Source organism: Mesorhizobium sp. CA8, from assembly GCF_020164955.1.
Taxonomy (GTDB): Bacteria; Pseudomonadota; Alphaproteobacteria; order Rhizobiales; family Rhizobiaceae; genus Mesorhizobium.
Window position 1 is genome coordinate 62,928 of sequence record NZ_JAIUHG010000007.1, and the last position, 12,520, is coordinate 75,447.

Annotated in this window: 6 protein-coding genes; 5 read left to right on the forward strand and 1 reads right to left on the reverse strand. The window is 65.1% G+C overall.

The window, feature by feature from the left end; genetic code table 11:
• Positions 1 to 9: 9 nt before the first annotated feature.
• Positions 10 to 2,334, reverse strand: a complete 2,325-nt coding sequence (gene tssI, locus LB553_RS10140; protein WP_224512812.1) for a type VI secretion system tip protein TssI/VgrG — start codon at positions 2,332 to 2,334, stop codon at positions 10 to 12.
• Positions 2,335 to 2,641: 307 nt separating this feature from the next.
• Between tssI and tagH the strand changes: the two genes are divergently transcribed.
• The 5 genes from tagH to LB553_RS10165 all read left to right on the forward strand — a co-directional run bounded on the left by tagH (position 2,642) and on the right by LB553_RS10165 (position 12,517).
• On the forward strand, positions 2,642 to 3,721 hold the full coding sequence (gene tagH, locus LB553_RS10145; RefSeq protein ID WP_224512814.1) for a type VI secretion system-associated FHA domain protein TagH: 1,080 nt from the start codon (positions 2,642 to 2,644) through the stop codon (positions 3,719 to 3,721).
• 296 nt (positions 3,722 to 4,017) lie between these two features.
• Positions 4,018 to 5,553: a type VI secretion system protein TssL, long form gene (gene tssL / locus LB553_RS10150; RefSeq protein WP_224512816.1), complete on the forward strand. Its 1,536-nt coding sequence runs from the start codon at positions 4,018 to 4,020 to the stop codon at positions 5,551 to 5,553.
• Positions 5,553 to 9,080 (forward strand): type VI secretion system membrane subunit TssM, encoded by a 3,528-nt coding sequence (gene tssM / locus LB553_RS10155; protein ID WP_224512818.1) that lies wholly within the window; start codon positions 5,553 to 5,555, stop codon positions 9,078 to 9,080. The genes tssL and tssM overlap by 1 nt, the downstream gene beginning before the upstream one ends.
• Positions 9,081 to 9,197: 117 nt before the next feature.
• Positions 9,198 to 9,977, forward strand: coding sequence for a PP2C family protein-serine/threonine phosphatase (locus tag LB553_RS10160; RefSeq protein WP_224512820.1), 780 nt, complete (start codon positions 9,198 to 9,200; stop codon positions 9,975 to 9,977).
• Complete coding sequence (locus tag LB553_RS10165; RefSeq protein ID WP_224512822.1) at positions 9,974 to 12,517, forward strand: serine/threonine-protein kinase; 2,544 nt, start codon at positions 9,974 to 9,976, stop codon at positions 12,515 to 12,517. The genes LB553_RS10160 and LB553_RS10165 overlap by 4 nt, the downstream gene beginning before the upstream one ends.
• Positions 12,518 to 12,520: the final 3 nt, after the last annotated feature.

Genomic DNA, 12,520 nt, shown 5'->3' on the forward strand with positions numbered 1-12,520 from the left:
GGCCAGCCCTCAGTTCTGCTTTATCTCTGACCCCTTCATCGTGATGTCGCTCGAGGCCTTAACATTGATCTTGCCGGAGCCCTTGATGGAGATGTCGTTGCCTTCGATGGTTATGGTGCCGTCTTTCTTCATCGTAATCGCTGCGGAGCCGCATTTGAGGGCAATCGAATCGCCGGCCTCGATCAGGAATGTCTTGCCGACATTTATCTTTCCGTCCTCGCCGATTTGAACCATGCTCCCTTTGGCGATCCGCAACTCGTAGGCGCCCCCCACCTTGGTTCCGTCGTCGGCGGCGATTTCGGCACGCCTTCCCTTGCCGATCTTCGACTTCTGATCGCCGGCGATGTTGACGCTTTGGCCGCCGCCGATCGTTACGTCCTGATTTGACGCGATGTTCCAGCTGTCGTCGGCACCAATTTGGTGGCTCTGCGCCGACCCCACAGTGACCGACCGTGTCGCCCCAATCGTGTTCGTCTGCGAAGCGCCGACAGTTCGCGCTTCAGCCGCCCCCACCGTATCCACACGCGCCGCGCCCACCGTGACCGTCTGCACCAGCCCCACCGTCTGCGAATGGTTGGCGTCGATGTTCTCCGTCGAATTCGAAACGACGTGAATCGTCTCGTTGGCCAGCACCGTCAGCGAGCGATTCGCGCCCACCGTCTCGGTGTCGTTGCTGCCGATGTTGGTGGTCTGGTCGACTCCGATCTTGACCGTCTTGTTGTTGCCGACGTCCTCATCGAGGTTGTGGCCCACGGAGTGCTTGGCATCGTGGTCGATGCGGTCGGACTGGTCGTGCTGGACCGTCTTGTTGCGGTCGTGCTTGATCAGCAGATGATGGTCTTTTTGGGCTTGGAAATTGACCAGCTCGGAGCCGGCCTTGTCCTCGAACATCAGCTCGTTGTAACCGCCGCCGCCTTTCGAGGAATTCGACTTCCAGCCGGATTGCGTGGCGTTGCCCGGCAGCCCGTAGGGTGGCATCTGCGAAGCGTTGTAGACTCGGCCGGTGATGATCGGCAGGTCCGGATCGCCCTCAATGAAGTCGACGATGACCTCCTGGCCGATGCGCGGGATCTGGATGAAGCCCCAGTTGCTGCCGGCCCAGGTCTGCGAGACGCGCACGAAGCAGGACGAGTTCTGGTCCTTCTTGCCGAGCCGGTCCCAGTGGAACTGCACTTTCACCCGCGCATATTTGTCGGTGAAGATTTCCTCGCCCGAAGGACCGACGACGGTCGCTGTCTGCGGGCCGCGCATGATCGGCCGCGGCGTGATGCGCGCCGGCCGGTAGGGCAGTTTGGCGGGCGCAACCCCCAGAACCACCTTGAAGTTCTCGCTGTGGGCCTCGTTCTGGGTGCGGTAGCCCGGATCGAACAGCCGGTACTCGGCGCTGACCACCAGATAATCCTGGTTCTGGTCGTCGCGCGGAAAGCTTTCAAGCGTGAACTTGCAGCCGGAAAAAAGGCCGCGCACGGTGCCAACCGCCGTGCTGTGCTGGTGCACCGCCTGGAGTTCCTCGCGGCGGATCCCGGCGATCTTGTCGCCCCGCCCGACATCGAGATGCGCGCCGGGCTGGCGGTAGTTCTCGCCCGAGGCTTCTTTATGGGCGAAAGGCTGGGCGGATTTCGCCATCAGATCGGCGCCGGGCTTCTCGAAGTCGTAATCCGTATGCGCATAGGCGCCCGGCCGCACCGCGCTGCCAGGTATCCATTCGGTGATGTACTCGACATCGCGCCGCGAGGCCTGGCCCTCGAAATTGTAAAGCACCTTCTCGTAACCGGGCGCCGGCTTCAGCTTGCTCATCGCGTCGCACAAGATGAGCGTATGCTTGCCCTCGTCATGCTCGAAGAAATAGAAAATGCCTTCGTGCTCGAGCAGCCGCTGCACGAAATCGAGATCGCTCTCATCGTACTGGACGCAATATTCGCGCTGGGGATAGGACCCCTGCAGCCGCTTCTCGAATTTGGCGATGCCGTATTTCGAGAATATCTTCTCAACAATCTCCACCGCGGTCATGTTCTGGAAGATACGGCAATCGGTGGTGTTGCCGAGGAACCAGAGCCATGGCCTGACGGTCGCCTCGTAGAAGGCCAGCCGGTCCTCGATGCGGGTCAGCTTGAAATCCGACACGAGACCGCTGAACCAGCGCTTCGGATCGGATTCGCCCTCGACCGAAACGACGCCGCCCAGCATCTTCAACGGATCGACGTCGCGGTTCTTCGAGACGAAGCCGACCGTATAGGCAAAACAGCGGCTGATCTCATCGCGGCCGATGAGATGGGTGAAGGTCAGGTCGGCGCCAGCCGGCGTCTGCACAACCGTGGCGCGTTCGTTCGGCATGGTCGTGCCCCTCCTGGACGCGGCCGCCAGTATGATGGATTGAAGCCCCCGCTATGTTAACCGCATCACGTTCGGGAACTTTTCACGCCCACCGCACCGGACCGCTTTCAGCCTAGCACATGTTTGGCGGCGGCCAAATAACAGCTGTGGCTAAACTGGCCCGTGCGCCGGTGTGAAACGCTCCTCTCCCGCCGCGCTCGCAAGCTGCTAGAATGTCAAGGCAATTCCAGGAAAGGTGCGTTGGCGTTTCCGCCTGGAATTGCGCGGAAAATAAGCATTTGTTGACCAAGTTGGGCGACGCTTCCGGATGTTCATCTCGCTCCAGATCAGCAATGTCGACAGGCTGCCGGCCGGCACGGCCGCCAGCTATGCCGCCCGCGACCGCAGTTTCGAGATCGGCCGCGAGAATTGCGACTGGACGTTGTCCGATCCGGACAAGGTCATTTCGGGCCGGCACTGCGAGGTCCGCTACCAGGCGGGTTCATTCTGGCTCTACGATGTCTCGCGCAACGGCACTTTCATCAACGGTTCGAGCCAGCGCATGGCCGGGCCGCATCGGCTGGCCCAGGGCGATCGGCTGCTGATCGGCCGCTACGTCGTCGGCGTTTCGATCGAAGAGGAACGGGCCGCGACCGGACATCCGCAGGCCAGTACGGGATCGACGCAGCGCGAGCTGCCGCCCTCCACCGGCGGCCCGCCGGATCCCGGCCATGAGCCGTTCTTCACTCCGGCGGAACAGCGCTCGACGGGGGCGGCGCCCGCCTCCAGATCTTCGGCCCCGCAGCCCGGTCCGGCGGCCTCGGCCAATCGGCCGGCCGAAGCGGACGCGATGCTGCGGGAGATCGCCAGGGCGGCGGGCATCGCGCCTGAATTGCTGCAGTCGCGCGACCCGCACGATGTCGCGGCCGAGATCGGCGCGGTGCTGAGGACCACGGTCGAGCAACTATCCCTGCTGCTCAAGGCGCGCGCGGCGGCAAAGGTGCTCGCCAAGAGCGCGCACCGCACGATGATCGGCGCCGAGGACAACAACCCGTTGAAATTCGTGCCGGGCACCGACGACATATTGGAGATCATGTTCGCCAAGCGCAGAGCCGGCTATCTCGATGCCAGGCGCAGCGTCGAGGATGCGTTCCGCGATCTGAAGACGCATGAGATCGCGACCTATGCCGCCATGCAGGCCGCGCTGTCCAGGCTGCTCGACGATCTGTCGCCCGAGGCGATCGCCAGGAAGATCCCGCCGGCGTCCTTCTCGTCCAGGAAGAGCCAGGCCTGGGATGCGCTTGTCGCGACCTGGCGGACGATGGAAGACAAGCATGAGAACGGCATGCTGGATGTCTTCCTCACCTATTTCGCCGAAGCCTACAGCAAGGCCGACAAGCAGAAATAGCCGCACGGCACAGACCCCGCCAACCGTATGTGACGGGTCTCATAGAAGAAGCCGCCTCTTCGAGCATCTTGCTCTCCGATTTCAATCGGCGGCCCGTTTCAATTGGCTATCCGGGCGACTAGAATGCACAAGGACGCCAGCCCGGCGGGCAAGGCGGCGAGGCTTGGGGCGTGTGCAGCAATGTCATGTTTCGGCGAGATGAGCCTTTCCATGCGGCCCGCCGCTGAGGCTCAGGCTGAAACGCATTTTCCCGGGCAAAAACCTGCTCATTGCAATTCGACGGCGGGGCGTCGCCGATGAGCTCCAAGGACGATCCCTCCAGGCCGGCGGACAAGACCGTCATCCGCGCGCCGCGGCCGAAGCAGAAGCCCCTTGCGGCTCCCGAGAGATCCGGTCCGGAAGGCGCACGTCCTGCTCCACCGCCTGCCCGCGAAGCGACAGTGTTCGACCCCGGCGGCGGTCGGCAGATGCCAACCGGCTGGTCGTCCGGAACCGTGCTGTTTCAGGGGCCAACCCCGGGAGCGGAGGACAATGCGACGCCGGGACTGCCGCAGGACACCTTGCTCGCCGCCGCCGAGGGCGTGCAATACGCCGCGACAAATCCGATCCTCGCCGCGGCGGCGCCGCTGCTGATGCTCTTCGGCCAATTGCGGCTGATGCCGGTCGAACGGCAGGCCGCACCCCTGGCGGAGCGTATCGCTGACGCGATCGAATCCTTCGACCGCGCGATCGCCAAAGCCGGCGTAGCCGAGGAAGACGCACGCATCGCCAAGTTCGCCCTTTGCGAAACCGCCGACGACCTCGTCGGCAATCTACCTTGGCCGGACAAGGACAGCTGGCCTCAGCACAGCCTGGCCGCGCGGTTCTTCCATACCCAACCGACGGGCACGGGCTTCTATGGAGCGTTGAACAAGATTCTCGCCAAGCCGGAAGCGCATTACGACCTACTCGAATTGATGCATGCGTGCCTGTCGCTGGGCTTCGAAGGCCAGTATCGGGGGCTGACGGGCAAACGAAACATGCTCGAACGCGTCCGGCGCGACGTCTACGACACGCTGCGCTACTTCAAGCCGCGCGCCAACGATGACATCTCGCCACGCTGGCAAGGCATGGCGGCGGCGCTGCCGAAGCCAAGGGCGCGGCTGCCGCTCTGGGCGGCAGCGGCCGCCGCGGCGACGCTGGTGACAGCGGCCTTCTTCGGGCTGCGGGTGCTGATCACCGACGAAGGCGACGCGACCGCCGGCGAATTGCTGGCGCTCAACCCGTCGACGCCCGTCACCATCGAGCGCGCCAGCGTGGCGGCGCCCACTGAGCCCGCGCAAGCCAGCCCGCCGCCGCCCGCGGTTCCGGACACCACCCAGATCGACCGCATCCGCGCCGCACTTGCCAAGGAGATCGCCGGCGGCGGACTGAGCGTCGGCGAGAAGGGCGAGTTCATCGTCGTCGAGATCAATAATCAGCTTTTGTTTGCGCCCGGCCAGGCGGAGCTGAAGCCGCAGTTCCAGCCTGTCGCCGCCGACATCGCCACGGCGCTCGATGCTGAACCGGGGCCCATCAATATCATCGGCCACACCGACAATGTGAAGCCGAAGAAATCGAGCACATTCAAATCGAATTTCGATCTTTCCATCGCTCGCGCCAACGCTGTCCAGGCATTGGTGGCCAAGCAATTGAAGGACCCGTCGCGGCTGAGCGCCGAGGGCAGGGGCGAGGATGAACCGATCGCCGACAATGGCACGGCGGAAGGCCGAGCCAAGAACCGCCGCGTCGACGTGATGATCCCGAAACAGGAGACCTTGCAGACGAGCGCGGCGGCGGAGAACGGCGACTGATGCGCTGGATGCTGCGGATCTTCAGCCTGGCCGCGCTTGCCGGTTTCTCGGCGGCGGTCTGGTATGCCGGGCCGCTGATCCGCTTCGCCGATACGCGCCCGCTTGGACCTGTGTGGCTCAGGGCCACGATCATCGGCGTCACCGTTGCGGTGCTTGCGCTGTTCTACGGGGTCCGCTTCTGGCAGCGGCGCAAGGCGCAAAAGGCGCTCGAAACGGCCATCGTACGCAGCGACGAGCGCAACGATGATTCACAGGTGCTCGAAGCGCGCATAAGCGAAGCCATCGCGACGCTGAAGCGGACGAGCGGCAAGCGCAATTTCCTCTATGACATTCCCTGGTACATCATCATCGGCCCGCCAGGCGCCGGCAAGACGACGGCGCTGGTCAATTCCGGGCTGAAATTCCCGCTTTCCGGCTCCGGCAGCGCGCAGCCGCTGGCCGGCGTCGGCGGCACGCGGTCCTGCGACTGGTGGTTCACCGACGAGGCGGTGCTGATCGATACGGCCGGCCGCTACACGACACAGGAATCGGACCGCGAGCGCGACAAGGCGAGCTGGCTCGCCTTCCTGGGACTGCTCAAGAAGCACCGCACCCGACAACCGATCAACGGCGTGATCCTCGCCATCAGCCTTGCCGACCTGATCGGCTTCGACGACCGGCAACTCGACGCGCATGTCACCGAGATCAGGAGCCGCCTGCGCGAATTGCACGAGACGCTGAAGGTCCAGTTCCCGGTCTATCTGTTGTTCACCAAGGCCGATCTCATCGCCGGCTTCATGGATTATTTCGGCGATTTCGATGAAGCGCGCAGGCGAAAGGTATGGGGCGCGACATTCCAGACCGCCGACCGTACCAGAAACATGGCCGGTGAGGCGCCGGCAGCCTTCGACGAACTGGCGAAGCGGCTCGCCGAAGAACTCGCCGACCGTTTGCAGGAAGAGCCCGACCCGGTGGCGCGGATCGCGCTGTTCGGTTTTCCTGCCCAGTTCGGCGCGCTGAAGAATCGGATAGCGCGGTTTGTCGGCAGCCTGTTCGACACCTCGCGGTCACAGGTCAATGTCAGCCTGCGCGGGCTCTATTTCTCTTCGGGCACCCAGGAAGGCACGCCCTTCGACCAGGTGCTGGGCGCGATCGGACGCAGTTTCGGCAACGCCTCGCAGGCGCATCTTTCCGGCGCCGGCAAGAGCTTCTTCCTGCACGACCTGCTGGCCAATGTGATCTTCCCGGAATCGGGCTGGGTGTCGTTCGACCGGGCGGCCGAGCGGCGCGCGAAGCTCGCCAGGTTCGGCGGCCTGGCCGCGATCGCGCTGGCGGCCCTGGCGGCGCTCGGCCTGCTGGGTCTGAGCTTCTTCGCCAACAAGCAGCTGGTCGCTTCCACACGCCAAGCCATGGCGCATTATCGCGACAGCGCCGATAGCCTGCTCAAGAGCACCACGGTGACGGACGTCGACCTCGAAAACGTCATCGGTCCGCTCGACCAGCTGCGCAACCTGCCGGCCGGTTTCGAAAACAGCGACCAGGGAAAGCCGATCGAGGAGACGTTCGGGCTCAGCCAGCGCGATAGGCTGCTGTCGGCCTCCAAGACGGCCTATCGGCAGGCGCTGGAGCGGACCTTCCGCTCGCGGCTGCTGGTGCAGGCCGAACGGACGATCCAGGCCAGGATGGCCGATCCGGTCGCGCTCTACGAGCCGCTCAAGATCTACCTGATGCTGGGCGGCAAGGCGCCGAAGGTCGATGACGAGCTGATCGTCTCGTGGATGAAGCAGGACTGGGAGGAAAACCGCTACCCCGGCGAGAACAACCGCGAGGGCCGCGCACAGCTCGAAAAGCATCTGCGCGCCATGCTGACGCTCGACGACGCCTACGATCCAAGCTTCGAGCTCAACCAGCCGCTGATCGAGGCCGCGCAGCGCTCGCTCGGACGCATGAGCCTCGCTGACCGCGCCTCGGCGCAAATCAAATCGGCGGTCTACGCGGCAAAGCTGCAGGATTTCTCCATCGCCGCGAAAGCCGGTCCGGAAGCGCAACTGGCGTTCGAGCGCACGGATGGCAATGAGCTCGCCGATCTCCACGTTCCCGGTCTTTACACGCGCGCCGGGTTCAATCGCTTCTTCCTGCCGCAGCTCTCGCGCATCGCGCAGATGCTCGTAGACGACCAGTGGGTGCTCGGCGGCGGCGGGGAACAGGGCGGCATCGACCAAGACCTGCCCAAGCTCGGTCCCGAACTCATCGATCGCTACGGCAAGGAATTCGCCGCCGCCTGGAACGGGGTGCTCGACCAGCTGAAGCTCAGGGCGATGCTGAAGGACAAGCCGCAGCATCTGGCGCTCTCCGCCCTCGCGGCGCCGGACTCGCCCCTCGATCAGCTCTTCACCGCGATCGCCGACGAAACCGCATTGACGAAGGACAGCGGCGCCGAGAAGGATATCGGCACGGCGCAGCAGGATCCCGCCAGCATGGCCAAGGGCCTGGCCCGCATCGGCCTGCAGATCGCCGGCGGCAAGTCGCAAAGCCGCGCCGGCGCAAGCTCGGCCGTTGCGCAGAATGCCGGCGCGAGCGTCGAGGCGCAGTTCCGCTCGTTCCAGGCGCTGGTCGGCGGGGCCGCCGGGCGCCGGCCGCTCGATGCGCTGACGCAGAACTTCCACGACATCTTCCAGAGCCTGAAACTCGCGGCCGATGTCCCCGCGCAGACCGAACGTGTCAACGCAAACCTGCAACTGCAGATCTCGACGCTACGCGCCAATGTCTCGCGCCTGCCCAAGCCGCTGGCGCGCATGGTCAACGCGGCGGCGGACGAGCTCGAAGCCAATGTCGCCGAGGCATCCGTCGCCAACCTCAACCAGACCCTCGACCAGACGGTGACGCGCGTCTGCGAGGAGGCAGTCAACGGCCGCTACCCCTTCACACGCGACGGCACCGACGAGATTTCGATGGCGGATTTCACCAAGCTGTTCGCGCCTGGCGGCCTGATGGACCGCTTCTTCGCGCAGAACCTCGCACGGCTGATCGACATGACCGGCCAGGAATGGACCTGGAAGCAGGATGCGCGTTCCAGCAAGGACCTTGCAAAATCGACCTTGAAGGCGTTCCAGTCGGCGGCGGAAATCCGCAGCGCCTTTTTCCCTTCCGGCGGCTCGGTGCCCTCGGTGTCGATCACCATCACACCCACGTCGGTGAACAGCGAAGTCGACATCGCTGTGCTCACTATCGACGGGCAGATGGTCCAGAGCGCGCAGGCCGGCAACGCGCCGAGCGTCGTGACATGGCCAAGCGGCGCCGCTTCCGGATCGGCGAGTCTTACCCTCGTGCCGGAAATGCCCGGTCGCGAGTCCGCACTCAAATTCGACGGGCCGTGGGCGTTGAAGCGGCTTTTCGACAAAGCAACTATCACCAGCGACGGCGCCAACGCCGAAGCGCGTTTCGTCATCGGCGGACGCGATGTCGCCTACACGATTCAGACGGGATCAGGCGCCAATCCGTTGCTGCTGCCGGCCTTGTCCGGCTTCAGCTGTCCGAAGGCGTTCTGACATGGCCGGCTCGAAGCTTCATTTCGATACTCTAATGTACACGCTTGTGGCAGAGTGGCGTGGGCACGCGGCCCGTGGCTGGTCACAGAGGACGCTCACGAAGCGCTTGGTGGCAAATTGAGCACTGTCGCCCTCCCCATCGAAAGCTTCGGCGTAAGCCACAAGGGCTGCGTGCGCGACCACAACGAAGACAACTACCTCATCGAACCGCAGACCGGGCTCTGGGTGGTGGCCGACGGCATGGGCGGGCATGAGGCCGGCGAGGTCGCCTCGGCCAGCATCGTCGACCATCTGGCGACGATCGGTATTGCCAGCTCGGCGCCGGATCTTCGCGCCCGCTTCGAGGACCGGCTGAGCCGCGCCAATGCCGAAATCCGCGATATATCGCGCTCGCGCGGCACCACCATCGGCTCCACTTTCGCGGCCCTGCTTGCCATGGATGGACGCTTCGCCTGCCTGTGGGCCGGCGACAGCCGCATCTACCTCGTGCGCAACGGCTCGATCTTCCAGGTTTCGAAGGACCACACCGAGGTGCAGGAATTGCTCGACCGCGGCATGATCAGCGCCGAGGAAGCACGCAACTGGCCGCGCCGCAATGTGATCACGCATGCGGTCGGCGTCAGCGACGAGCTCGAGATCGATTTCCAGCAGGGCGAGCTGATGGCGGGCGATGTTTTCGTCCTGGGCACCGACGGACTGACCGCGCATGTCAGCGACGCCGAGATCGAGGCCGCGGTCAAATCCACCACGCCGCGGGCGGCATGCCAGACCCTGCTGGACATGGTGCTGGCGCGCGGCGGAACCGACAATGTGACCATAGTGCTCGTGAAGATCGGCGGCGGGCAGAGTGGCGCGCTCCATCGGGATCGGTCCGCAGCGGAGGGCCTGGCCAGATGAGCGACGACGACAGGACGCGAATTTCGGCGAACGTCACCTATGCGGGTGTCGGCACGCAACTCAGCGGCATCTACGAGCTCGACGAGAGGATCGCCTCCGGCGGCATGGGTGAAGTCTATCGCGGCCACAACATCCAGACCGGCGACCATGTGGCGATCAAGATCGTGCTGCCCGAATTCGCCCGCGATCAGACGATCCTGTCGCTGTTCCGCAAGGAAGCATCGATCCTCAACCATCTGTCGCACGACGCGGTCGTGCGCTACCACGTGTTTACGATCGATACGGGGATCGGCCGCCCCTATCTGGCGATGGAGTTCGTGGACGGCCAATCGCTGTTCGACGTCATGCGGCGCGGCCCGATGCCCGGAGAGGACGTGCGCCGGCTTTGCCATCGGCTCGCATCGGGGCTCGCCGCGGTGCATAAGGCCGGCGCGGTGCACCGCGACCTCTCGCCGGATAACATCATTCTGCCGGGCGGGCAGGTCGAGCGCGCCAAGATCATCGATTTCGGCATCGCCCGGTCGGCCACCGTCGGCGGCGAAACGCTGATCGGAGGCAAATTCGCCGGCAAATACAACTACGTCTCGCCGGAACAGCTCGGCCTCTATGGCGGCGAGGTCAGCGAGCAATCCGATATCTACAGCCTCGGCCTAGTGCTGGCCGCGGCGCTGCGCGGAAAGCCGCTCGACATGAGCGGGTCGCAATATGAGGTCATCGAAAAGCGCCGGGCGGTGCCGGACCTGTCGGATATCGATCCCGATTTCCGCGAGCTGATCGAAGCCATGCTGCAGCCGGATCCGCGCGACCGGCCGGCCAGCATGGCCGAGATAGCCAGGGCCTCGCGCGGCGAGAATCTCGAGGCGACATTGCCGCCGCCGGTGTCGTTTGGCGCACGCGAACGCTCCGGCCTGCCGCGCGCCGGTTGGACGGCGCCGCCCGATTCCAAACCGCAGCCGCCGGCGTCTCCCGGCGAGCCCCGCTTCGTTGAGCATGTGCGTCCCGCATTTCTGTCGGAGCCACGGCCCGCGCCGGCAGCCGCCCCGGCCAGCGCGCCCGCACCGGCCGCACCCAAAAAGACTTCGCGCATACCCGCCATCGCCGGAGGGGTCGCGGCTCTCGCTGTGCTGTTTGGGGGCGGCGTTTATTTCAGCGGTGTCCTGGCGCCCCCGCCGGCAGCGGGAACATCCAAGCCGCTGACGCCGAAGCCGGTCCCCGAGACCGCCAAGCCGGTGGCCGAGGCGCAGCCACCGGAGGCGCCGAAATCTCAGCCGCAGGCGCCGGCCGCGGCTCAGCCGCAGGCGCCGAAACCTGACAGCGCCGCCACCATCGAGACGGCGAAGCCGCCCGCCCAACCCGATGCGGAGGCCAAGACGCCCGTCGAGAAGCCGGCCCTGCCTGCCACTCAGCCGGAGAGCGAGGCCAACAGCCAACCGCATCTGCCACAGGTCGAGACCAAACCGGCGCAACCGCCGGCGGCGCAATCGCCGACGCCTGCGCCGGCTCCGGCGCCAGCGGCGGCCGAAAACCAGAAGCCGGCGCAGCCTGCAGGCAAGCCGGCGGCCAAGACGCCGGAACCGAGCCGGGCAGCTGAGAACAAGCCGGCGCAAGAGGCAAATCCGCCCGCGGCCAAGCCGAGCGTAAAAGATCTCGTGGAGATGCTTTCCAAGTTGCCCAAGCCGGCAGCTTCCCCGCCCCCGGCTTCGCAAAGCCAGGCATCGACGCAGCCGACCCCTCCGCCGGCCGAGCCGAAGGCGCAGACCCCAACATCCAGCCAGCCGGAAACGCCGATCGCGCCGGCACAGCCAGCGCAGCAAGCGCAGAGACCGGCGGCCAAGCAGCCCGACAACGCCGACGTTGCCATCAATGTGCCCAGGCCGGCGCTTCCGTCAGCGGAAGACGATATGACCAAGTGGAACGACCAGCGCTCCTGGGTGCGTGATTTCAGCGGCGGCAGCTGTTTTTACGCGAACGTCACTTCCGGACCTGGCGCCACCCCGACGATCGAGGGATACGCAACGGCGGTGCAGCCCTTCGAACAATTGCTCAGCGATTTCCAGACGAGGTTCCATGTCGAGCCGGATATCAGCGTGCGCCTCATTACGCTCTCGCAGTGCGGCGTGCCCACTTTCCTTCGCTTTCTCGACCGGAGTTCTGCCGCGAAGCCACAGCTTGTGCTCGACCGGACAGCGGTCCCGGACGGCTCGCCGGTCAGCGGCGCGCTCTATACGGGCGGCGGGCTGATCTCGAACGTCATGCTGATCGACCATAAGGGCATCGCCTTCAACCTCGATGACCGCATGGTGCCGCAAACCGACAAGGTGACCTTCAACATCCCGATCGGCCTTGCCGCCGCGGACAAAGCAGCCGGCAAGGCGGTGCCGCAGATCATGCTGGTGATCACCGGGCCCAAGGACATCCAGGCCGCCATGTTCTCCAGGCCGACGCCGGCCTCGGAGCTTTTGCCCAGGATCCTCAAAGAGATCGAGGCCGACGGATCGCAGTTCTCCGCCACGGCCACCTATTTCCGGCTTGGCGGATAGCAT

Coding starts and splice junctions, on each gene's coding strand:
- tssI (WP_224512812.1), bottom strand. CDS start 2,334: ATGCCGAACGAACGCGCCACGGTTGTGCAGACGCCGGCTGGCGCCGAC.
- tagH (WP_224512814.1), top strand. CDS start 2,642: ATGTTCATCTCGCTCCAGATCAGCAATGTCGACAGGCTGCCGGCCGGC.
- tssL (WP_224512816.1), top strand. CDS start 4,018: ATGAGCTCCAAGGACGATCCCTCCAGGCCGGCGGACAAGACCGTCATC.
- tssM (WP_224512818.1), top strand. CDS start 5,553: ATGCGCTGGATGCTGCGGATCTTCAGCCTGGCCGCGCTTGCCGGTTTC.
- LB553_RS10165 (WP_224512822.1), top strand. CDS start 9,974: ATGAGCGACGACGACAGGACGCGAATTTCGGCGAACGTCACCTATGCG.